This is a genomic window from Ruegeria sp. CL3 (assembly GCF_056536505.1).
On the sequence record NZ_JBQFPT010000013.1, the window covers coordinates 58,002 to 79,900 of the forward strand.

Here is a 21,899-nt window from a genome sequence, read left to right on the forward strand (position 1 = left end):
ACTACAAAAGGTCTCGCGGTGTTTGGCCCGCAAAAAAGGCATCCAGATTGTCCAAGGCGCGAAAGCCCATCGCGTCTCGAGTTTTGGTTGTGGCGCTGCCGATATGCGGCAGCATGAAGATGTTTTCATGCGCGGCGAGTTTCGGGTTTCCACCCGGTTCAGTCTTGAAGCAATCAAGACCGGCAGCAGCCAGCTTGCCGCTTTCGATCGCGTGCAGCATCGCGTCTTCGTCAACAAGCGCACCCCTTGCCGAATTCACGAGTATTGCGCCGTCAGGCAGCTTTGCCAGGTTTTCAGCATCCATCAGGTTCACGGTTTCCGGTGTTGCAGGACAATGAAGCGACAGGAAATCCGCGACCCTCAACAACGTGTCGATGCTGTCGTGATATGTCGCGCCTTGCTCTTGTTCAGGCGACAGGCGGCTGCGGTTGTAATAGTGAATCTCCATATCGAAACCGCGCGCCTTTTCTGCGAACGCGCGGCCCACACGACCCATACCGACAATCCCAAGCCGAGCGCCGGTGAGCTGTTTGCCGACCATGAAGGACGGGCTCCAACTGTCCCAGGCACCGGTGCGCATCAGGCGATCCCCTTGAACCGCATGCCGCGCGGCACCCAGCATCAGCAACATCGCAAGCTCGGCGGTGGCGTCTGACAGGACGTCAGGCGTGTTTGTCACGACAATCCCCTTCGCCGCCAGGGCTGGAAGGTCACAATGATCTACGCCCACTGAATGGTTCGCCACGATCTTAAGCCGTGGATCAAGCTTTGAGACGACCTCAGCCGAGAAATGTTCCGAGTGACACGGCATCATCGCGTCGACCTTCGCGCTCATGGCGATGATCTCGTCTGCCGTGCCTGGCGTGTCGGCCTCGTTAAGGATCACGTCATAGCCTTGCCGCGCGCGCGCAATTGTGGCATCGGACACCCGGCGCGGCAGCCAGAGAACGGGTCTATCGCTCATGGGGTCAGTCCTTTTTGATCGCGTCTTCCCAGAAATTGTACAGCGCAAGGGCTATGACGAAGACCGCAATACACAAGAACGGAAACCCGCCCCAGAACCCGGCGAAACCGGTCGAGATACTGTGGGCAAGGCCGAGAACGAACACCATCATCAGGCCGGTGCCGATGAGGCCCATGAGAATATTTGTCAGTCGTGACATAGGATTGCTCTCCCTTCTATTCTTGTGCTCTGAGGGTTCTTTGAACCCATGAAGCTGTGCGAAGAAGCCGATCGTCTTCTTCGACCGCGCCGATCAGCTGGACACCAATGGGCAGGTCATTCTGCCCCACCAACAAAGGCAGCGTGAGGCAGGGCAAACCTGCCAGTGTCCAGGTGAGGCAGAAAACGGAATCTCCGGTATGGCCCGCGCTCAGCGGCACGGCTTCGCCGGTTGCTGCCGGGGCCAGGATTGCGTCGAATTCATTGAAATACTCGGCAAAGAAGCCCTGAGCGGACGCCATGACGGCCAAGGCGTCTTCATATTGGGACTCGCTGATATCTCCTCCACGGGTGACTGCGGATTGCATCTCGGGGCTGAGTTCCGGCCAATGCGCATTCGAGATTTCGGCCATGTTCTGGCGAATTTCAAAGTCATAGATCGTTTTGTGAACGGTGATCAGATCGGCCAGTTGCGGCGATACCGAAAAACGCTCGACCCGGCCGCCAAGCCCCTCGATAACGACGTTCAACCCCTCAAGCGCATCTTCTTCAAGGCGGTCGTTGAACGGAAAATCGAGCCAGGCAATGTTCGGTTCAACAGGAACCTCTGCCTGCGCGCCGGTCAGCACATTCGCTCGCGGCCGGGCAAAGCTGGCGGGATCGCGCTGGTCATATCCGGCGACCACGTCTGTCAGCAAAGCGATATCTTCCAGCGCGTTAGCGAACCCCCCAACGTGGTCCAAAGAGACCGAGGTCCTAAAAACCCCATGTCGCGAGATCATTCCGCGCGTGGGTTTGAAACCATAGACACCGCAGTAAGAGGCCGGACGGATAACCGAGCCCCCGGTCTGTGTCCCGATGGCCAAAGGCACATGTCTGGCCGCAACGGCCGCTGCCGATCCGCTGGACGACCCCCCTGGTGTTCTGGTCGCATCAAAAGGGTTCGTGGTGTCGGTCGGATGCATGAAGGCAAGCTCGGTCGTCTTGGTCTTGCCCATGATAACGGCACCGGCCTCTCGCAGGCATTCTACGAGCCTAGCATCTGCCTCCGGCTGCCGACCCGAAAAGATCGGTGTGCCCCGCTGCGTGGGCATGTCTTTTGTATCGACAATGTCCTTTAGCCCGATGGGCACGCCGTGCAAGGGGCCTGTCGCTCGTCCTGCCTTGCGAATGCGATCCAGCTCACGCGCCTGATCCAGTGCGACGCCCGCATCTAGGTAAGCCCAGGCGCGGGTGGTGCTGTCGGTCTCTTCGATGCGTTTGAGACAGTCCTCGACCAGCGCTTCGGACAAGATACGCCCGTCCCGAATGCCCTCGGCGGATTGAACCGCCGAGAACAATGACAGATCGTGTTTGGTCATGGCACCCAGACCCCAAACAGGTAGTCAGGCAGCCACAGCGCGATGCCCGGGAACTGATACATCAGCACCATGCACAGGATCACGATGGCCAGATAGGGCATCAGACCTCGGAAGATCTCCATCAGCTGGATCTGGTTCTTGAGGACCCCCTTCAAATAGTAGGCCGACATGGCCATCGGTGGTGTCAGGAATGAGGTCTGCAAGTTCAGAGCCACCAGCATCGCGAAGAAATACGGATTAACGCCAAACGTCTCGAGCATGGGCAGGAAGATCGGCACGAAGATGATCAGAATCTCGGACCATTCAAGCGGCCAACCCAGCAGGAAGATGATCAACTGCGCAAGCACCAGGAACTGCCAGGGCTGAAGGTTCATACCAACAACCCAATGCTCGATTACGTCATGCCCGCCGAGATACGAAAAGATCGACGCAAAGGTCCACGAACCCACGAACAACCAGCACACCATGGCGGTGGCCTTGGCCGTGAGGAACACGCTTTGCTTGACCTTGTCCCAGGTGAGCGACCGGTAGAGCACGGCCAGCACAAGCCCGCCCAAGGCACCCATCGCCGCCGCTTCGGCCGGTGTTGCAAGACCGCCGAGGATTGAGCCAAGCACCAGCAGGATCAAAACAGTCAACGGCACGAACGAGATCAGCAGGTCCATGTATATCTGCCGTTTTGGCGGAACATCATCCTCCTGCGGCTTGGGGGCCAGCGACGGATTCAACCAGACACGCACCATGACGTAGACGATGTAGAGACCCGCTAGCATGAGGCCCGGAAAGACCGCCGCTGCATAGAGGCGCAGCGGAGAAAGCTCGGCAATGGCGGCGTAGACGATCAACATGATCGACGGTGGGATCAGGATGCCCAACGTGCCACCGGCGCAGATCACGCCCGAGGCAAAACTGCGCTGATACCCCGCGTTGGCCATTGCCGGATAGGCCAGCAATCCCATCAGCGTGACAACTGCGCCCACAATCCCCGACGCTGTCGAGAAAACCGCACACGTTAGCAGCGCCGCGATCGCCAGAGACCCAGGCAGGTTGCGGGCTGCCATGTAGAGCGAAAAGAACAGCCGGTCGACGATGTTCGCCCTTTCGACCACGTAGCCCATGAACAGGAACAAGGGGATGGCAACAAGCGTGTCATTCTCCATCACCGAATAGGTGTTCTGGTTCAGCAGATAGAAGATGTTGTTGTTGAAGATGTCCGCAATGCTCTCGGGCGCGGACTGGTAGTAGGCATAATACCCGAACGCGACACCCATGGCGAGCAGTGTGAACGCAATCGGAAAGCCCAACAGAACCAGCACAATAAAGAGGCTGAGCATCAGGATGGCGACTTGTGGGTCAGTCATCGCTGCGACCTCCTTGCTTGGTGCCTGTTGTATGAATTCGGTCGACGGTTGATTCCATCAGCATGTCTTCGGTCTCACGTACGTCATCCAGACGGTCGAGCCAGACGCCATTTCTCATCGCCAGCCAGCATCTTGCCATCTCGGCAAGCCCTTGCAGCATCAGCAAAACACCGGCGACCGGGATCAGGGTTTTGAAGAAATAGATCTGAATTCTGGCGGGGCTGTTCCAGCTGACTTCTTCATAGCGCCAGCTGTCCTTGGCGATTTCCCAGCCGTACCAGAACAGGGCAAACATGCCGGGGAAGAAAAAGATAATATACAGAACGAAATCGACCCGCGCCTGCCAGCGGACCGAGAAAAGGCGGTACAGCACGTCGCCGCGCACATGCGCGTCTTGCGCCAGCGCATAGGCCCCGGCCATCAGGAACAGGGCGCCATACATCTGCACCATCATATCGAACGCCCAGACGGTCGGCTTGTTCAGCACGTACCGGACGAACACTTCGTAGGACACCGAAAGTGTCAGTATTAGGATGCACCAACCGAAGGCTTTGCCGACCCATTGGCTTAGCCCTTCGATGGCGTGGATTGTCTTGATCAAGGTCAGTTCCTCGCCTGTTCCGCCCGCAGTTCAGAAAGCCGCGCACCAGCGCGACCTTCCGTTTTCAAAGAGTTGTCAGGCCTCAGCCGAAGTAGTGCTTGTACGCCAGCTTGTAGTCCGGCTGGTTGAGATTGAGGTAGTTCATAACAGTCTTCGCATAGGCCTTCTGGCTGTCGACGACCTTGGCAAAGAACGGATCTTCGTTCGAGATCCTTTCGACCACAACATCCCAAGCCTCGAGCTGAGCCTGCATCACGCTGTCAGGCGTGCGATACACGTTGACGCCCTGCTCTTCGGCCAGCGTTACCAGATCGTCGGCGTAACGCTTGGTGTTGTTCCAGTAGAAGTTCGAGTTCTCGGCCTCGGACGCGTATTTCAGGATTGCCTGAAGCTCGGGCGCAAGCGCGTTGAACTTGTCCTTGTTGAACGTGACCTCGAAGAACTCCTGACTCTGGTGGAACGAGGCCAGGTGATAGTGTTTGGACACGTCCTGCATACCAAAGTCGCGGTCGGATGTGGGGTTGTTGAACTCGGCCGCATCAATCAGGCCGGACTTCATCGCGGGCTGGATCTCGCCCCCGGGCAGCTGCACAACGGACATGCCCATCTCAAGCAGAACATCTGCCGCAAGACCGACTGTGCGATACTTCAGACCGTTCATCTGATCCGAGCTTGTGATTTCCTCTTTGAACCAACCCAATGGCTGTGCGGGCATGGGCGAGTTGAAGAATGAAACAACGTTCAGGCCAAGGATGCCCATCAGCTCGTCAAACAGTTCCTGACCGCCGCCATAGTTCACCCAGCCCAGAACCTCTTGGCTAGACCACCCAAAGCACGGACCCGTACCAAATAGCGATGCTGTTTTGGATTTCGAGTACCAGTAGGCCGGAACGTAATGCGCCGCGTCCAGAACGCCGCGGTGGACCGCGTCCTGCATCTGGCTGGTTTTCACAACCGAATTCACAGGCAGAAGTTCGATCGTCAGTTTGCCACCGGACATTTCGTTGACTCGGTTGACGTAGGATTGCGCGTTCTCAAGAAAGATGCCGCCGCCCCAGGCTGCCTGCATCTTCATTGTCGTTCCTTCCTGCGCATGGACAGCCGGAGCAGCAAGCGCGCCAGCACCTACAACAGCGGACCCACGCAGAAAGTTTCTGCGGTTCAAAGATTTTGTCATGTTTCCTCCCTAGACTGGGCCGTCGCCGATATCCCTTCGGCATTGGCACCAAACCCGCCCTCCAGCGGATAGAATCTACGATAAGCCAGATTCGCAATTTTTCAAAATATTTTGGAAACTCTTTCATTTTTGGCGTCAAAATATACGCAATATATTGTTTTTACTCTATTTATTATTTTCATTTTTTTGCACTTGCGAACAAGCTAGACTCTTTTCACAACAAGCCAGATGACAAACGCGCCAAAAATGAACGAACCAAAGACAGTTGCAAGACGCGGGCGCCCGCGCCTGAAAGCGAATGAGGAAAAGCCCGCAGGTTATCTGGTCGGGGCGCTTGATCGTGGGATTCGTGTCCTGATTGCTGTCGCGGATGCCCGGGGCGCGACGCTTGTCGACATCGCAAGAACGACAGGCATTCCAACGGCAACGGCGCACCGGCTTCTGACCACACTCCAGCAGCGAGGCATGGTGGTCAACGATGCCGAACATGGTAAGTGGCGCGTCGGACCGCAGGCTTATCGGATCGGCAACACGTTTGAGGAAGCCTCGAATTTGCTGGAGGTCGCGCCAGCCGCGATGCGCAGGCTTTCCAAGGAAACCGGAGAGACCGTGAACCTTGCCATCGAGGAAGGTGGGCAGCTGCTTTACCTGATCCAGGTCGAATCCGAAAATCCGATCCGCGCCTCGATCAAAAATGGCACGGCAGCTTACTTTCACACATCAGGAGTCGGCAAAGCCATTATGGCGTATATGGACGAGGCGGCACTTGAAAAGCTATTGGACCCTCTGACACTGGTCCAGCAGACGCCCAATTCGATTACGGACAAACAACAGCTCAAGGACGAGCTGCAGACATCCCGGCAAAGGGGATGGGCGATCGACGATGAAGAGCGTTTTCCGGGCCTGCGCTGTATCGCAGCGCCTGTCTTCGACTCGTTGGAGAATGTTGTCGCTGGCGTTTCAGTATCTGGGCCCATCACCAGATTCCCCGACAACAAGCTTGAAACCTTGGCCGCGTCGGTTGTTGAGACTGCGGCAAGCATTTCTGAAAAGCTCCGGAGTTCCCCACCTCAGAGTTAATTTCTTTGCTTTTTCAACCGTATTGAGCTTCAGGGGTCAGGTCCTGAGGTCACCTCAGACCGAGCCTTTTCTCATTCTGTGTGACAGCACCTCAGCCCGCAGGTGATGCAGTCGGGGCAGATCTTCCCGCGCGAGATTCCGGGTGCAATCGGGATCGTTTTCGACATCAAACAGCATTGGCTCGATATCCGTCGCGAAATGCGCAAGCCGGTACCCGTCTTTCTCAAACGCAAGGGCGCGGCAATGATCGGGCGGGCATTGCCATGCGGTTTCAAAGCGCCCCTTGCCGTTCTCTGATCCAAGCTCAAGCTCGACCATGGCCTCGTGCCCGTAGGGTCGGTCGGGCGCCAAGAGGTTACAGCCCTGCATCTCGGAGGGCGGTGCAGCTCCAAGCGCCGACAGAACCGTCGGGGCCACGTCAATCGACTGGGTCAATGCGTCGATATCTTCAGGCTCAAGATCAGGATGCCCGATCATCAGGGGCACGTGGGACGCAGCGCGGAACGGGGTCTGTTTTCCCCAAAGACCAAGATCACCCAGCATCTCTCCGTGATCGGCAGTCAACAGGATCAACGTGTCGTCTAACTGACCCACATTTTGCAACCATTCAAAAATCCGACCGATGTGATGATCAACTTCAGCAGCAAGCCCAAGATAGGTGGACCGACACAGCGCGATTTGTTCGGGCGTCATTGCGTCCTGCAGTCCGCTAAAACCCCAGAACATGTCCGTTCCACTTGGGAGGGAATGATAAGCTTCAAAGAACGGATGCTCATAAGCGGCCTCAACCGGTGGCGGGATATCCTGCGGGTTGATCAAATCGTTATACGGCGCGGGGGCAACGAACGGAGGATGCGGCCGGATATAGGTGACCATGGCAGACCACGGCTGAGATTTGCGAACGTCAAGATGCGCCAAAACCCGGTCGGTCAGGTACGCGGTATCACTGTCTCGCGCATCATAAAGCGCTGGCCCTCCGAGAGTGCCGTTCTGAGGTTTGTAGAGCGCCGTCGGGTCGCCCGCATCCGGCACGTCATAACCACGGGATCTGAGATGGGCGAGCCACTCCCACGCTTCCTCGCGCATCTCGGTGACCTCGGTGATCCCCGGGATCGGCCCTGTGTAGGAAAGATGCGCTGGGTCGTTCGGGTGCAGGCCCTTGGGATCGGGTTGCGTGTCCGTATAGCCGAACAACAACAGCTCTCGCCCGATAGAGCGCAGCGCCGTTGCAAGGTTAGGGATATCGCGCCGCAGCGGAACGCCATTCTGAACCGATCCGTGGTTCATGGCGTATTGGCCCGTTAGCAGGCTTGCACGCGCCGGACCGCAAGGCACCACAACCGTATGATGGTTGCGGAAATGCACCGATCGTTCTGCGAGAGCGCGAATGTTGGGCAGCGGCACATGCTGACCCAAAGCGCCGGTCAGAAGGTCCGCGCGGAACTGATCGATGACGATGAACAGAAAATTGCGCGGAGCCTTCTTCAGCATGGCGTCAGGCCTCTGCGCCGTCCAGTTCACGGATCAGCGCGGGCAGATCGGCTACCGTGTCGATCACATAGTCCGCACCGGCGTCCTTCAGAATCTTGGTCGCGTGCTGGCGCAGCGCGTCAACCTCCTCCGCCGACAGTGCAGCCAGTTCCTCCGGTGTTTTACCCACAGCATTGCCGGACAGGGATACGCCCACGGTGAGACAGCCAGCGGCGACACCCTCTTTGATGCCCGGCTCGGTGTCATCGACCTTGATGATAGCCGCAGGCGGATAGGCCACCAGATCGACCATGCATTTATACATGCCCAGCGGGCCGGGGCGGCCTTCGGGCAGGTCGTCAGAACAGACCAAATTGTCCGGCTCATAGCCTTGAGCGGCGGCAACCGGCAGGACGTTCTCCATGATCGAGCGGGTGTAGCCCGTGGTTGACCCGATCTTGAGGCCCATGGACCGCAGATCATCAATCGCAGCTTTACCACCCGGAACCAGATCCGCGTAGTCGGCAGCGACTTTTTCGTTCATCGGCACGAAGATCTCATAGACCTTGTCGACGTCCTGATCAGTTGGGGCGTTGCCGTATTTTGCCTCCCACTGGGCGGCGATTTCGGGCATATCCATCATGGAGCGGATGTGATCCCATTTGGGCGCGCCCATCGGTGCGCGGGCCTGCTCGATCGTGGCTTCGATATCGAACTTGGCGAAGGCCTTCACAAACACGCCCATCGGCGCGAATGATCCGAAATCGACCATTGTCCCCGCCCAATCAAACACGGCGGCTTTGAATTTGCTCATTGTCTTTCCTTTCGTCAGGCAGGTTCAACCTGTTTCTGTTTGAGTGTTTCGTCCGAGGGTCTGGCACTGTCGACCCCCATGTCACGCAGCACCTCGGCTGCGGTGTCAACGACCGCTTGCATCACATGCGCATCGACTTGTCCGATGTGGCCAATCCGGAAGCTTTCGGCTGCTGTGAGTTTGCCGGGATACAGGATAAATCCGCGCGCTTTCATGCGGTTATAGAAATCCGGAAACGCAAAACGCGGATGACCGGGGCAGAAGAAGGTGGTGATGATCGGCGACAGCCACTCATCGTCCAGCAATGTGACAAAGCCCAGCGCGCGCATCCCTTTGACCAGCGTCTTGCGGTTCTCAAGATACCGCGCGCCCCGTGCGGCGACGCCGCCCTCGGCCTCATGCGCGCGCAGTGCTTCGACGAAAGACGCAACCACATGCGTGGGCGGGGTAAAGCGCCACTGGCCCGTCTTCTCCATCGCGGCCCATTGGGCGTGAACATCCAGGCTGAGCGAATGGCTATTGCCTTCCGCCGCCTTGATCGCATCTGTTTCGACGATCACAAAACCAAAGCCTGGCACGCCTTCGATGCATTTGTTGGCCGAGCTGACCATGGCCTGAAACGGGATCACATGCGGCTCGAGCGGAACAGCACCGAAGGCCGACATAGAATCAACCAAAAGCTTGCGGCCAGCCGCCTGCGTGGCGTCAGAGATCTCTTGCAGCGGGTTGAGGATGCCCGAGCTGGTCTCGCAATGGATGGCCAGCACATGCGTGATCGCGGGGTCGGCCTGCAAAGCCGCGGCCACCTGATCCCCGCGCGGCGGCAAATAGTCCCCCATGTCGATTACGGCGTAGTCACGGCCAAGATAACCCAGAGTCTGTACCGCTCGTTTGCCATAGGCGCCGTTGCACAACACCAGCACCTTGCCGTCTTTGGGCACAAAGCTACCCAGCATCGCCTCGACCACGTAAGAGCCGCTGCCCTGCAAAGGCACACAGTCATAGCGGGCTTTGTCCTTCCCCAGAATATCCAGCAGGCGGCTACGCAACTCAGCCGTCATGGCGCGGAAATCAGCGTCCCAGCTGCCCCAGTCGCGCAGCATCGCCTCTTTCACCGGCAGCGACGTGGTCAATGGGCCCGGAGTCAACAGATACGGTTCACCGAAATGCGGCGATGGCAGTTTTTGGGTGTGATCAATCATGTCATTCATCTTCTATATGAAGGGTGCCACAACATAGTTTCGAGCTATGGCTTGGCTACAGTTTTCCAGTGACCCCCGCAAGGGCATTTCGACCGGCTAAGCGGGTTCCAGCGTCTTGGTCCTTTCCGCGGTCACGTGCTGATCCAGATGACAGGCCACGAAATGCCCCTCATCCACCTCTACCAGCTGGATCGGCTCGTCCGAGGGCTGATCAGGGATGCGCAGCGACACCCCTTCCGGGCCAGAGGAGGCAACGGGATGGATCATGTCGCCCTCAAAGCGGATCGGTTTGAATTCGGCGTCAGGATCTGGATGCGGTACGGCGGACAGCAACGCCTTGGTGTAAGGGTGCTGCGGGTTGAAAAAGATCTTGTCGGTCGGGCCATATTCCATGAACCGCCCCCGATACATCACCGCCACCCGGTGCGAGATCTGCGCAACCACCGCCAGGTCATGTGCGATGAACAGGAAGCTGACACCCAGTTCGGCCTGCACGTCCTTCAACAGCGCGACGATCTCGGCCTGAATCGACACATCCAGCGCCGAAACGCATTCGTCGCAGACAACAAACTTGGGCTTGGACACCAGAGCGCGCGCAATGCAGATCCGCTGCCGCTGACCACCGGAGAACGCATGCGGGAAGCGCCGCAGATGCTCCAGGTCGATCTTGCAACGCGCCGCGATCTCGCGTACCCGTTCGTCGATCTGATCCCGGTCCGTCATGAGACCCGAGGCCACAAGTGGTTCGGCTATGATATCCCGCACTGTCATGCGCGGGTTCAGCGAGGAATACGGGTCCTGAAAGACAAGGCTCATTTCCGGGCGGAAGCTGCGCAGCAGGTTGCCACCAAGGGTGTGCAACTGAACCGGGCCTTCATGGAACGCCATGTTGATCTTGCTGCGCACCGCGCGCAGCTCGGCCTCGGAAGCGTGGGCAAGGTCGATATCGCCCTTTTTCTTGCGGTGAAAGATCACCTCACCTTCGCTTGGATCAATGGCGCGCAGCATCGCGCGGCCAACGGTGGTTTTGCCCGACCCGCTTTCGCCGACAAGTCCCACGGTTTCGCCCTTGAGGATGTCGAAAGTGATGTCACTCACCGCGCGGACCGTTTCAACCTCGGTTCGGAACAGCTTCTTCTTTCGCACCTCGAATTCGACGCCCAGATTGTGGACGTCAATCAGCTTTCGCGCTTTCTTCAGTGGCGCGGGCGGGACGACCTTGTCCAAACGCGGAACCGCGTCCAGCAAGCGCTGAGTATAGGCCTGTTGCGGGTTGTTGATGACCTCGCGCACGGTGCCACGCTCGACAATCTCGCCCTTATACATCACCGCAATGTCGTCCGCGACTTGGGCCACCACACCCAGATCGTGGGTGATGAAAATCATGCTCATGCCCAGCTCAGCCTGCAGATCACGCATCAGTTGCAGAACCTGCGCCTGAATGGTCACGTCCAGAGCGGTTGTCGGCTCATCCGCGATCAGCAACTGCGGACCCGCCGAGAGGGCCAACGCGATCATGGCCCGCTGACGCATGCCACCCGACATCTCATGCGGGAATTGATCCACGCGGGCGGAAGGGTTGGTGATGCCGACCTTGTCCAGCATCTCAATCGACAGCTCGCGCGCCTGCCGTTTGTTCAGCCCGCGATGCAGCTGGATCGCCTCCATGATCTGGTTGCCGATGGTGTAGATCGGCGAAAAGCTGGCCATCGGCTCCTGAAAGATCATCCCGATCTCACCGCCGCGGATCACGCCCATCCGAGGGTCATGGGGGCGCACCTTGGCCAGATCGACGGTTTTGCCATCTTTCATGACGTAGTTGATCTCGGACCCCTGATCGATGCTGGCAATACCGGGCAGCAGCTGCATCACCGCCTTGGTCGACACGGATTTGCCCGAGCCACTTTCACCCACGATACCCAGCGTTTTGCCCGTCTCAAGCGAGAAGGAGACATCGCGAACCGGCTGGATCAGCCCCTCATCGGTGCGGAAAGACAGGGTCAGGCTTTTGACGTCGAGGATGTTTGCCATCACTTTGCCTCCGCGTAGGGGTCAGCCGCATCGCGCAGCCCGTCGCCGATCACTGTGAAGGCCAGAACGGCCACCACCACGAATACGGCGGGAATGAAAAGCCAAGGTGTTTGCTCGATCGCGCGCACCGACTGCGCCTGTTGCAGCAGAACGCCCCATGAGACCGACGGCGGGCGCAGGCCGAGGCCAACAAAGGACAGCGCGGTTTCCGAAAGGATCATGTAGGGGAACGAGATCACCAGATCGACGATGATGAAGCTGGTGAAGCTTGGCAGCATGTGCTGACCGATGATGCGCTTGGGGCGCGCACCGGCCAGTCGGGCCGCAACCACATAGTCTTCGTTCCGGATCGACAGAAGCTGAGACCGGATGCGCCGTGCCAGTGTCGGCCAGCCAAAGAGGCCAAGGATCAGTGTCATCGCAAAATAGACCTGTGTGGTCGACCACTCCTTAGGCATGGCGGCGGCCAGACCCATGTACAGAGGGATGATGGGCACCACCCGGATCACCTCGGTCACACGTTGGATAACGTTGTCGATGAGGCCGCTGAAATACCCGGCAATCCCGCCGATGATCAGCGCCAGTACAAATGAGATCAGCACCCCGATCACACCAATCGAAAGAGACGTCCGCGTGGCATAGATGGTGCGCGAGAACACATCCCGCCCCAGATCATCCGTGCCCCAGAAATGGATCTTGGCGCCCGGGTTCTGCAAGCCGATCAGGTGGCGGTCGGTTGGGATAAAGCCCAAAACCTTGACCGGTTCGCCTTTGACGAACAGCCCCAAATAGTTGCGCACCTCGGGATCAGGCACCGAGACGGCCCGCAGGGTCACCGGATCACGCTCGGTCTTGGTGCCGTTGATAAAGGGCACGACAGAGCATCCGTTGTCATCGCAAAAGCGCGGGATCTGCGGTGGTCCTTCTATATAGGAGGTATCACGCGTGACCGGGCCATAGGGAGCCACGATCTCGGCAAACAAGCCGGCCAGCGCCATCAGCCCCAGCACGATCGAGGCATACATCGCGGCGCGGTGCTTTTTGAAGCGCCACCAGATCAGTGTCCATTGCGAGGCAGAGTAGTATTTCAGCAGCTGCTGACGTTCTTTTTCCGCAGCCCGACGCTGAGCCGGGGTCATTTCGGGATCTGTCGTATCGGTCATGTCACGCCCCCAGCTTGATGCGCGGGTCGAGCCACGCCAACAGCAGATCGGAAAGGAAATTCATGAAGACGATGGCAAAGGTCAGCATCAGCAGGATCGCACCCGCCACGTTCATGTCGAGGTCGAGATACGCTTTCAGCAGCAGCTCACCCAGCTCGGTCAGGCCCAGAACCACGGCCACGATCGGCAGCTCGGAAAAGATACGGTTCACGTCAAACCCAATGGTCGAGACGACCGGGTTGATCGCCAGCCGGGCCGGGTATTTGATCAGCAGCTTCCGCTCAGGCACACCGCGCGCGCGGGCTGCGGTAACGGATAGCTTGTTCAGCTCATCCGACATGGTCGCGCGCACGGTCTGGATTTGATAGGCCACTGCCGACCAGGCCAGAACCACCGCAGGCAACCACAGGTGTTTGAGCATGTCCCAGACCTTGGCCACGCTCCACGGGGCGTCCTGATACTGGGCCGAGAACAAGCCGCCGATATCCGCCCCAAACCAGCGGTTGGCGAAATACAGCATGACCAGCGCCAGCAGAAAGTTCGGCAGCGCGAGGCCCAGATACGAGAAAATGGTCAGACCGTAGTCAATGGCCGAGCCGCGCCGCACGGCCGCATAAATTCCAACGGGGATTGAGATCAGATAGGTCAGGATCAGCGTCGCGAACAGGATGCCTGCGGTCAGCCAGACCTTGTCACCGATCACTTTGGTGACCGAGGTTTCAAAGGCAAAAGCCTGCCCGAAATCCCAGCGCAGAACGATACCGCCGATCCAGTCGAAATACCGAAGCAACATGGGCTTGTCCAAACCCAGTTCCTGACGGATGGCTTGCACATCGGCCTCGGTTACGTTGACCCCGGTGCCCGAGTATTTCCGAAACGCGTAGCGGTCGGCGTAGTCTCCGGGCGGGATTTCCATGATCAGGAATACCATCATCGACACCAGAAGCATCGTGATGGCCATTCCTACTAGTCGTTCGGCGGTGAATCTGAGCATGCGTCTGTCCCGAGATTGCAGCTTGGACTGCAAACTCCGGGGCGTCTGCTGCAAACGCCCCGGAGGAAAGTATCAAACCCGTATGGGGGTTACTGTTCCAGCCACCACTGCGAGGGGCGGTAGGGGTAGGTCCAGTAGAAGTCGTAGGTTTTCGACTTGATGGGTTTGACGTTCTGCAGGTCGTTGCGCCACAGGAAGGGGGCAACGATGTCACCGACGGTGCCGATCTTCAGCATGTTGTCAGTGTGGATCTTGACGATTTCCGCACCGATTTCGTTGCTGGTGTCCGAGCCGAACTCAGCCTGGATGAACCGCTCGCTCAGCTCCCACAGCTTCTGGATATCGGCTGGGGGTTCTACGCCTTCGGCCCCATCGGTCTGTTTCCACGTGGCCCATTTGGCGCCGGTGCCCGGGTTGAAGAAGTCACCAAAGGGCGGCACGAAAACGGTGGTATCCTGAGAGATGGTCGGGCCGGCATTGCCGTCATATTTCCAAGTCGTTAGGTCCAGATCGTTGTTGTTGCCCGAGGCGCGGTATTCGTCCGAGGTAACCTCTTTCAGGTCGACGCGCACGCCTACGGCGGTCCAGTAGTCCCGCACCAGCTCCATCATTTTCACCGGAACACCTTGCGAGGAATAGACCAGGCGAATGACCAGAGGCTTGCCGTCCGGGCGCTCCAACGTGCCGTCGCCGTCGCTGTCGCTCAGGCCCATTTCGGCCAGAAGGGCCTTGGCACCTTCGACGTCGTAGGCAATGTCCTTGTTCAGCACATCATCCGAGATGAACGACACGGTCTTGGGCTCGGCCGGAACACCCTGCATCGGAGTGCCCTGACCCAGATAGACGATCTCGTTGATTTCATCGCGGTTCATCGCCAACGACATGGCGCGGTTGAAGCGCACATCATTGAAGATTTCCCGCAGCACTTCGTCGTTATGGGTGCGGTTGAACGAGAAGAACACGTTTTCGCCCAGAGTCGGCGCGAACTGGATTGTATAACCGCCCTTGGCTTCGTTCTCTTTCAGCAGCGTGAAGTCTTCGAGGAAGATCGCCTGCTGTTTCCAGACAACCTCTCCGTTCATGACCTTAAGGTTCTGAACTTCCTTGTCGCTGACATAGCTCTCAACGATTTCGTTGATATAGGGCAGCTGGTTGCCCGCAGTGTCGACCTGGTGGAAATAGGGGTTCGCCACCAGTTTGCGGCCTTCCGAGGTCTCTTCGACAACGATGTGGCTTTCCAGCGTCGGCACAACCGCACGGCCAATCGCAGCGGCTTTGTCGGCGTCTTTCAGCAGCGGCGAGGGAACGTCTTTCCAATCCGAGCCGCCGTAGTAGAAATCAACCGCTTCGGCGCCGTTGGCGAAACCGTATTCCTGCGCCAGCGCATCGGCGTTTTCGTTGTACTTGGGCATGAACTGGCCCAGGAAATGCTTGGGCTGGAACGGCTGGCCGTAGTCGACGGCAAAGCGGTTCAGAATGCCCGGCGTCGGCACCGGGAAGGTCATGCGGACGGTCACGTCATCAACCGCCTCAACCTTGATCGGCTCGCCCGCAAACAGCCAGCGATCCGGGGTTTTTTCCAGAATGTCGGTGTTCAGCAGCAGATCATTGTACCAGAAGGCAACGTCTTCGGCGGTGAAAGGTTCGCCATCCGACCATTTGTGGCCTTCACGCAGCGTGATCGTCAGAACGGTTTTGCCTTCGTTCCAGTCCCAAGCCTTGGCGACGTTGGGCACAACCGTCTGCAGGTCATCCGCATAGCGCACAAAATTCACGTGGCGCACGGACAGAAGGTCCGACGTGCCCGACTCGGTCGCTTTCGAGATGCCGGTGATCGCGCCGCCATACTGGCCGATGCTCTCATAGGGCATCACGACCAGAGGCTCGGCCGGCAGGCGGTCTGCAACAGCGGCCAGGTCGGCATTGCCAAGGATTTTGCCGTTCAGGTCAGCAATCGCGGGGTTTTCCGAGAATTCCAGGGTGCAGGATGCGGCCGATTGCAGCTCGGCCAGTTCCAATTGCTGCGGGAACGCCGGCTCCAGCCCCATTGGATCAGCGACGGTGGCGACCGGGCAATTTGCCAGCGCGGGAACCGCAATCATCGTCGCGGCAGTGGACATCAGGATATGACGGATCGTCATGACAACCTCCAGGTTTGTTCGACGACCCGGTTAAGGGGCTATTGTAACAATTTAATAATGAGTGAGTGTTTATAGCTTTAAACTATGTCACTCCTATTCGTCAACACTCGCAAAAGTTTCTTGAGTAATTTCATAGAATTGCCGGACGGTGGCCGACGCAGCCATCGCAGGCATCGAAACTAAAAATTGATGAGCGCTTAGTTTTTGATCGTTAATCGGGATGAATTTCAGATCCTTGTCGGAGGCCACCAATTCCGATTCGAAGCCTACCCCCTCGCCCACACCAGCCCGGACCAGAGAGGTGATCGACCCCCAGGAGCCAAGGCCCAGAATGGTATCCGGCGCAATACCAGCTTCTGAGGCTGCGCGTTCGAAGATCTGACGCGTACCGGCATTCGGCTCCCGCTGTATCAGTCTCAGTTTCCCGACATCCGCCCAACTAAGGGTCTCGACGTCTCGCAATGCACCTTCGCTTTGGGCGACAACGCCGATCCGGAACGAGGCGACCTTTTGGCAATGCATCGTCTCCAGCGGTTCGAGCGCGGTGACAAAGGCGACATCCAGATCACCGGTGCGCAGCAAGGGCAACAGGTCAAGGCTGGCCATTGCACGCGCATTCAGGGTGACACCCGGATGGGTCTGGATAAATCGGGCAATAGGTGGCATGGCGATCTGATAGGTCGAATAGCCCACCCAAAAACTGCCCGACTTCAGGTCTTTCCGAGCGCCAATCGCCAGATCGACCTCGGACTTCAACGCCAGCAGAGCCTTGATCTGTGGACGCAGTGTTTCGAACATTTCGGTGGTTTCAATACCTTTGTTGCCCCGCCGCAAAAAGCGACACTCGGTTTGCCGCTCCAAGGCGACGATCAGGTTGGAAACCGTTGGTTGAGAGACGCCCAACTCTTCTGCCGCAGCCGTGAAACTGCCGGTGCGGGCAACCGCCTCGAGCGCTTTGAGCTGGCGGATGCTCGGTTCTACATTGCTGGGCATGGTTGGCTTCCTTCGCTCGCGCTGTCGTGCAGGTGATCCGGAACGGGCACAAAGTTCGATGCCCGGATACACTTTCCTAGCTTTATCCGTTTTCCTTTCCCGCGCGTCCAGTGCACATGGGAGCGGGCTAAGTTAGGTAGTGCCGGCCTAGTTTGCCTATTTTTTCAGCTATCATGCTTGTCTGCTGATTTTTTAAACACTAAATCCGCATGTTCTTCTGATTTGAGATGTAGCCGCGCAATCTCGGATGCTAGTCAGAAGCCATGCTCCAACGCCTGCCACTTCTGGTTTTCTCCGATCTCGATGGTACTCTGCTGAACCATCAAGACTATAGCTGGGACGCCGCACAACCCGCGCTAAAGCGGCTTCGGGACATTGGCGCGGGGCTCGTGCTAGCCAGCAGTAAAACCGCTGCCGAGATTATTGGCTTGCGCCAAGCCATAGGCTTTTCGAACATGCCGTCGATCGTCGAAAATGGGGCTGGCATTCTGACACCGGGCCACCCAAAAACCGATGGACCCTCTGAATATCTGAACATTCTGAATATCCTGCAACACCTCCAACCCGGCTTTCGCGGTTTTGCAGATATGAGCGTGCAGGAGGTGAGCGACAGGACCGGTCTTGATCTCGTCGAGGCAGAGAAAGCCCAGGATCGGCATTTCAGCGAACCGGGCGTGTGGGAGGGCGCGCCAGAGGATCTTGATACGTTTATCTCCGAAGCCGGGTGGTACGGTCTAAAAGCCAGGCAAGGCGGTCGATTTCTCACTTTGTCGTTTGGAAAGACCAAAGCGGATGCCATGTCCGACGTGATCCGCCAGTTGAAGCCGGAAAGAACCATCGCTCTCGGCGATGCGCCGAACGATCTGGAAATGATCCTTGCCGCCGACACCGGTGTCGTTGTCGCAAACCGGCATGGTGCATCCATTCCGGTCCAGGCGCTCGAAGACGAGCAGCGGATATTCAGAACCACACGCGAAGGCCCCGAAGGCTGGGCCGAGGCCATTCTGACCCTTACCGCAGCCGATCACAAAGACAGTTAACCAAGACAGGCAGCCCAAATGGCAGACTTCCATCAGAACGGAAACATCACCACGCTTCACAACCTGCGAAGCCGCCCGGCCGAGCATCTGGTGCACGAAATCTCTGTCTTTGCCGAAACGCGCAAGGTGACGTTGATCCTGCCCTGTCTCTACTCAGAACTAGAAGGTCCGGCCCTTGCGGGAATTATCGACGAGCTGTCCAAGGTCAGCTACCTGCATCGCATTATCATCGGGCTCGATCAGGCCGACGCGGAACAATACCAACGCGCCAGAGCGTTTTTCGACCGTTTGCCCCAGAAGCATGTTGTGATCTGGAACAGCAGCCCCCGGATGTTGCAGCTGGAAGAACGGCTGCGCGACCTTGGCCTTGCACCACAGGAACCCGGCAAGGGCAAAAACGTCTGGTCTTGCATCGGCTATCTGCTGGCCTGCGCCGACAGCTCGGTCATGGCGATCCATGACTGCGATATAGTGACCTACAAACGGGATATGCTGGATCGGCTGGTCTATCCCGTGGTCAACCCAACCTTCCCGTTCCAGATGGCAAAAGGCTTTTATCCGCGCATCGGTGATGGCAACCTGAACGGCCGTGTCACTCGGCTGCTGGTCAGCCCTCTGCTGATCGCGCTGAAAAAGGTGATCGGAGATCGAGACTACATCGACTACCTGCGCAGTTTCCGCTATCCGCTGTCAGGCGAGTTTGCCATTCGCACACCGACCCTGCCCGATCTACGTATCCCGTCGGACTGGGGGCTGGAAATCGGCGTTCTGTCCGAAGCCTGGAGGAACCTCGCACCCAAGTCCGTCTGCCAGGTCGAGATTGCTGACAATTACGATCACAAGCATCAGAAGCTGTCGCCAGAGGATGCCAACACCGGGCTGAGCCGGATGTCGACCGACATCTGCAAGGCCATCTTCCGCAAACTGGCCGCAGATGGCACCGTATTCACCACCAACACGTTCCGGACGCTCAAGGCGACCTATTATCGCTCGGCTCTGGATTTGCTCGAGGGGTACTATACCGATGCAAAGATGAACGGCTTGGCACTTGACCGCCATACCGAGGAAAAGTCGATCGAGCTCTTTGCCGAAAACATCATCCGCGCCGGGCGGGTCTTTTTGGAGAACCCCCATGAGACGCCGTTTATCCCGACATGGAACCGGGTCCATGCCGCAGATGCCGAGTTCCTGCACCACTTGAGCGAAGCGGTCGCGCTAGATCTGGAAGAGTTCACACCGCAGGCGCGTTCGTGATCCAGCGACACTGATACGGTGCAAGTGAGAATTCTGACATGTTGGCGCCAAAAACCTCGCCGGTCAGCGCGTCCATCCAGGTTTCTTCGGCAATCAGGTTTACCTCCGTCGGGTTAATCTGAACGTGATCCGCAGACACGTTGTGAAGGGCGAAAATGGATTGGCTTCGATCCAGACTCTGCCGCCAGATGCCAAACACCCTTTCGTCGAGCCGCAAGGTGAACTGCGTCGCATTCGGGTGGAACGCCGACTGCTGCGCGCGAATGCGCAACCGGCGCGACATCTCCGACAACACTCGGGATTGATCCGATCCGGGGTCGGCGAGCTTTGACAACAGGTCCGGATAGTGCCAGCGATGCCGGTTGATCGCCCTGTTCATCCCACGACGTTCCACCGCCTCATGGTCGTTGGGGGTAGCCAACAGTGAATGGATGTAAAACGCGGGAATACCCTCAAGTGACATTACGATGGTCTGAGAACAGATGAAGCGGGCCAGGTGAAAATGGTCTTCGCCGTCAAAGGTCGCGCGCATGGCCTCGAAGAAGGCGCAGTTCAATTCATAAGGTTCTTCGCGACCATCCGGTAAGGCGCGCATGGAAACCAGCCCGCCCAGGTTTCGCACGGTGTCGATCATCCGCGTCTTTTCTTCGGGTGGCAGCAGCCCTTCTGCGGGCCGCATCCCGATACCATCATGGCTGGCGGTGAAGTTCAGATAGGCACACCCCAATTGCGCCGGGGGCATGGCCGCCTGCCAGTCACGCAAGTACCGGGCAGTGCCAGACTGCATGGCGTGCAGGATCAAGGGAGGAAGGGGAAAGTTGTAAACCGCATGTGCCTCGTTCCGATTGCCGAAATAGCTTAAATTTTCTGTACGCGGAACATTGGTTTCGGTCAGCAGGACGACAGTCTCTGTCATGAAATCGCAAAGAAGCCGAAGCAGTTGCACGATGGCATGCGTCTGAGGAAGGTGGATCGAGGTCGTGCCCACTTCTTTCCAGATGAAGGCCACGGCATCCAGCCGCAGGATGCGCACGCCCTTGTCGATATGCAGTCGGATGATCCGAAGCATTTCGATCAGAACCTCAGGATTGCGGAAGTCTAGGTCGATTTGATCGTGGCTAAAAGTACACCAGACGTGACGGTCGCCACGGCTCGTTTCAACCTGACGCAAAAGCGGGGTGGTTCTGGGCCGTACCACCGGCTGCAGATCCTCTTCAGGCCTAGCCTCGAAGAAGAACCTGTCATGCGGCGGCTTTCCCTGCAGGTAGTTGTTGAACCATAGCCCCTGACTGGACACGTGGTTGAGCACAAGATCCGACATCAGGTGGAAATCATCCGCGATGCGCGTGATGTCTGGCCAATCCCCCAATTGCGCGCTGACGCTGTAATAATCCGAAACCGCAAACCCATCATCGGATGTGAAGGGAAAGAATGGCAGGATATGCACGCCGTTCACGACCCCTTGCAGATGACGCACAAGAAAATCGTGCAACAAGTCCAGAGGTTTGTGGACCTGATCTTCGATGGAATTGCCGTAAGTGATCAGAACACTGTCCCGCTCCGACCAGAGACCATTGCCGGGTTTTCGCCCCTGCTTTCTTTGGTGGTGGCCGGACGGCCAGAACGCTTGCACAATCTGCTCGGATAATTCTGCATGGTCATGGTCCGGGTAGATACGGATCAGAAGATCCGTCAGTCGCCGGGAGAAATTCTGGCTCATGGTCGTTGTGCTTGGCTCGGCTTCGTCAAATGCCAATTGTTCGCCAGAGCAGTAGATCTGTCAAACAAGTCAAAATCCATTTGCGCACCTTGCCGAGGTTTATCCATCCATCTGCCTGTAAATTGGTCGATGCCAAAGAAAACAAAACGCGCATACGATACGGACCTCGCGCATAGCATTCTTCGAATATTGAGTGCTTTTGACGGAATCATGGATGGGCTTTCAACGCGATGACCTCGAAAGTCATGCTCCGGCTAGCCAAGACACTTTGGGTTGTCAAAAGTTTGCAACAGCGCTGGGAACGATGTTTTAGCTAGCCCGAAAACTCACGGACA

18 protein-coding genes are annotated in these 21,899 nt (G+C 57.7%); 3 read left to right on the plus strand and 15 right to left on the minus strand.

The window, feature by feature from the left end:
• Position 1: 1 nt before the first annotated feature.
• The 6 genes from ACR0NO_RS18440 to ACR0NO_RS18465 form a co-directional block, all read right to left on the minus strand.
• Positions 2–964 (minus strand): 2-hydroxyacid dehydrogenase, encoded by a 963-nt coding sequence (locus ACR0NO_RS18440; protein WP_480725025.1) that lies wholly within the window; start codon positions 962–964, stop codon positions 2–4.
• 4 nt (positions 965–968) lie between these two features.
• Positions 969–1,163 carry a hypothetical protein gene (locus ACR0NO_RS18445; RefSeq protein ID WP_170380356.1) on the minus strand — a complete coding sequence of 65 codons (195 nt, stop codon included), beginning with the start codon at positions 1,161–1,163 and terminating at the stop codon, positions 969–971.
• A 16-nt stretch (positions 1,164–1,179) separates the two neighbouring features.
• On the minus strand, positions 1,180–2,523 hold the full coding sequence (locus ACR0NO_RS18450) for an amidase (RefSeq protein ID WP_480725026.1): 1,344 nt from the start codon (positions 2,521–2,523) through the stop codon (positions 1,180–1,182).
• On the minus strand, positions 2,520–3,884 hold the full coding sequence (locus tag ACR0NO_RS18455) for a TRAP transporter large permease (RefSeq protein WP_170380354.1): 1,365 nt from the start codon (positions 3,882–3,884) through the stop codon (positions 2,520–2,522). Before ACR0NO_RS18455 ends, ACR0NO_RS18450 begins: the two co-directional genes overlap by 4 nt.
• Positions 3,877–4,485 carry a TRAP transporter small permease subunit gene (locus ACR0NO_RS18460; RefSeq protein WP_170380353.1) on the minus strand — a complete coding sequence of 203 codons (609 nt, stop codon included), beginning with the start codon at positions 4,483–4,485 and terminating at the stop codon, positions 3,877–3,879. Before ACR0NO_RS18460 ends, ACR0NO_RS18455 begins: the two co-directional genes overlap by 8 nt.
• 82 nt (positions 4,486–4,567) lie before the next feature.
• On the minus strand, positions 4,568–5,662 hold the full coding sequence (locus ACR0NO_RS18465) for a TRAP transporter substrate-binding protein (protein ID WP_170380352.1): 1,095 nt from the start codon (positions 5,660–5,662) through the stop codon (positions 4,568–4,570).
• Positions 5,663–5,908: 246 nt separating this feature from the next.
• Between ACR0NO_RS18465 and ACR0NO_RS18470 the strand changes: the two genes are divergently transcribed.
• A complete protein-coding gene (locus ACR0NO_RS18470; RefSeq protein ID WP_480725028.1) occupies positions 5,909–6,742 on the plus strand; it encodes an IclR family transcriptional regulator in 834 nt (277 codons plus the stop codon).
• 54 nt (positions 6,743–6,796) lie between these two features.
• Here ACR0NO_RS18470 and ACR0NO_RS18475 read toward each other — a convergent pair whose 3' ends face one another.
• The 8 genes from ACR0NO_RS18475 to ACR0NO_RS18510 all read right to left on the minus strand — a co-directional run bounded on the left by ACR0NO_RS18475 (position 6,797) and on the right by ACR0NO_RS18510 (position 17,550).
• Positions 6,797–8,233, minus strand: coding sequence for a sulfatase-like hydrolase/transferase (locus ACR0NO_RS18475; protein ID WP_480725029.1), 1,437 nt, complete (start codon positions 8,231–8,233; stop codon positions 6,797–6,799).
• A 4-nt stretch (positions 8,234–8,237) separates the two neighbouring features.
• A complete protein-coding gene (gene phnX, locus ACR0NO_RS18480) occupies positions 8,238–9,026 on the minus strand; it encodes a phosphonoacetaldehyde hydrolase (protein ID WP_170680133.1) in 789 nt (262 codons plus the stop codon).
• 14 nt (positions 9,027–9,040) lie between these two features.
• Entirely contained in the window at positions 9,041–10,228 is a 1,188-nt protein-coding gene (locus ACR0NO_RS18485; RefSeq protein ID WP_480725031.1) for a 2-aminoethylphosphonate--pyruvate transaminase, read from the minus strand.
• Between the two features lie 96 nt (positions 10,229–10,324).
• Positions 10,325–12,259 carry an ABC transporter ATP-binding protein gene (locus ACR0NO_RS18490; protein ID WP_480725033.1) on the minus strand — a complete coding sequence of 645 codons (1,935 nt, stop codon included), beginning with the start codon at positions 12,257–12,259 and terminating at the stop codon, positions 10,325–10,327.
• On the minus strand, positions 12,259–13,422 hold the full coding sequence (locus ACR0NO_RS18495) for an ABC transporter permease (RefSeq protein WP_480725034.1): 1,164 nt from the start codon (positions 13,420–13,422) through the stop codon (positions 12,259–12,261). Before ACR0NO_RS18495 ends, ACR0NO_RS18490 begins: the two co-directional genes overlap by 1 nt.
• A gap of 1 nt (position 13,423) precedes the next feature.
• Positions 13,424–14,416 (minus strand): ABC transporter permease, encoded by a 993-nt coding sequence (locus ACR0NO_RS18500; protein WP_480555242.1) that lies wholly within the window; start codon positions 14,414–14,416, stop codon positions 13,424–13,426.
• Positions 14,417–14,505: 89 nt separating this feature from the next.
• A complete protein-coding gene (locus tag ACR0NO_RS18505) occupies positions 14,506–16,557 on the minus strand; it encodes an ABC transporter substrate-binding protein (protein WP_480725036.1) in 2,052 nt (683 codons plus the stop codon).
• 93 nt (positions 16,558–16,650) lie between these two features.
• Entirely contained in the window at positions 16,651–17,550 is a 900-nt protein-coding gene (locus tag ACR0NO_RS18510) for a LysR substrate-binding domain-containing protein (RefSeq protein ID WP_480725038.1), read from the minus strand.
• Between the two features lie 263 nt (positions 17,551–17,813).
• Between ACR0NO_RS18510 and ACR0NO_RS18515 the strand changes: the two genes are divergently transcribed.
• The gene (locus ACR0NO_RS18515; RefSeq protein ID WP_480725039.1) at positions 17,814–18,590 is read left to right on the plus strand and encodes an HAD-IIB family hydrolase; all 777 of its coding nucleotides are present in this window, start codon (positions 17,814–17,816) and stop codon (positions 18,588–18,590) included.
• Between the two features lie 18 nt (positions 18,591–18,608).
• Positions 18,609–19,844, plus strand: a complete 1,236-nt coding sequence (locus ACR0NO_RS18520; protein ID WP_480725040.1) for a glycosyltransferase family protein — start codon at positions 18,609–18,611, stop codon at positions 19,842–19,844.
• Here the strand turns inward: ACR0NO_RS18520 and ACR0NO_RS18525 are convergent.
• Positions 19,822–21,564: a sugar phosphorylase gene (locus tag ACR0NO_RS18525; RefSeq protein ID WP_480725041.1), complete on the minus strand. Its 1,743-nt coding sequence runs from the start codon at positions 21,562–21,564 to the stop codon at positions 19,822–19,824. The genes ACR0NO_RS18520 and ACR0NO_RS18525 overlap by 23 nt on opposite strands.
• Between the last annotated feature and the right edge of the window lie 335 nt (positions 21,565–21,899).